The organism is Pseudomonas saxonica, from assembly GCF_007858365.1.
Classification (GTDB): Bacteria; Pseudomonadota; Gammaproteobacteria; order Pseudomonadales; family Pseudomonadaceae; genus Aquipseudomonas; species Aquipseudomonas saxonica.
Window position 1 is genome coordinate 1 of the sequence record NZ_VFIO01000028.1, and the last position, 1,528, is coordinate 1,528.

Below are 1,528 nucleotides of genomic sequence, written 5' to 3' on the forward strand. Positions count from 1 at the left end.
TGCCACCGAAACAGTGGGAACGACACTGGGGCCCATCACAGGAGGCTGAACGCAGGTGCTGTTATGGGGGTGGCGAGGCAGGACGCCGAGCCAGCCGCGATCGGGCCAAGGATGGCCCGTCGCGGCGTGCCCCCATAACAGTGCCGGAGTGAAGGCACCGGGCGAGCCTAGGCGAGCTCGGCCGTATGGTAGGGCAATGTACGGTACACCCACATAGGTAACAGAAAAGTTCAGGCACATGGGTAACACCTCATCACATCTCTGATGCCTTCATCAGCCTGACATAACCATTTCTGACATCCTTCAGATCAAAACGCCCGAGATTAATCGGGCCAAATATTACATCCCAAACACCCTCGCTGATGCGTTCCAGCCCTACGGTTTGGCGCTTGAGTACGTTCCCGACATAAATCCTGATTTGCCCTCTGTTAACCACTCCACATGAGTCAACAATATAAGTCTCAATATGGCTTGGGTATCTCATAACGGGTAGCCGGGACGGATAGGCTCTACTGGAGCTGTTGTAGCAGGACGCAGGTGTCTTCTGCCCCAGCGCCTCATGTAACCGCTCATGATTGTAATGCTGTATGAATAGATCAAAATGCCTTTGCTGAGCCGCCCACTCGATGTCGGGCGGACTGGCCAGGGTGCTTTTTAGAGTCCGGTGCATACGTTCGTGGCGCCCATTCTGTTCTGGCCTTCCGGGCTGTATACGCTCTGGAATAATGCCCAGACGAAGCCACCAAATGGATAACTGAGAAAGTCCTGCACGGCCTTTACTGGCGAAAGGAACACCGTTATCTGTACGAATCCGTTCAGGCATACCGAACCTTTTGAACAACCGCTCGAAGGTGTCTTTTGCCTCTTTAAAGTTGGTACTTGGCATGCTTTCGCAGGCCAATAAGTACCGACTTGCATGATCCATGACGGTCAAGGGGTAACACCAAATGCCTTCACCCGTCAGGTACTGGCCTTTGTAGTCAGCACTCCACAACTGATTAGCCGTTTCCGCTTTCTTGAGGGGTTTAGGATAAGCAGAAACGCGTTGCCGCAGCTTCCTCGGGGTCACCAAGCCTGCTTTTTTGAGGATGTTGTAAATACTGGTTTTAGAGGGTGGATCTTGCCCAGGGTAAAGCTGACTCAGAGCCACCTGAATTTTTTTAGGGCCAGGAGTTGTCGGCCCCTTGGTGCGTAGCTCTATGACGGACGCTTTGATCTGAAATGGGATGGAGTGCGGCTGATTGTGCCTGCTCCGGCTCAAGTCATCCAGACCATGTACTGTGTCCGCTTTATATCGGGCGACCCACTTGTAGCCTGTTTTACGACTGATGCCGTGCGATGCACACAGCTCGCTGAAATTGAAGCGTCCCGACAGAAAGTCGGCAATGAACATCACTTTAAGGTCCATAGGATTAAGCTCTCGCCACGGCATGGTCAGATCCTCGAAATCGACCCTGCCAGTTAAAAACTGTTACCTATGTGCTTGAACTGATTTGTAACCTATGTGGGTGAGTCATACCGCAAGGAC

Annotated in this window: 1 protein-coding gene; it reads right to left on the bottom strand. The window is 52.5% G+C overall.

Annotation, left to right across the window (positions count from 1 at the left end; translation table 11 throughout):
• Positions 1–253: 253 nt before the first annotated feature.
• Positions 254–1,432, bottom strand: coding sequence for an integrase core domain-containing protein (locus FJD38_RS24340; protein ID WP_146388029.1), 1,179 nt, complete (start codon positions 1,430–1,432; stop codon positions 254–256).
• Positions 1,433–1,528: the final 96 nt, after the last annotated feature.

Bases quoted from the DNA above. Each gene is read 5' to 3' on its own strand.
- FJD38_RS24340 (WP_146388029.1), bottom strand. From the start codon at position 1,432: ATGCCGTGGCGAGAGCTTAATCCTATGGACCTTAAAGTGATGTTCATT.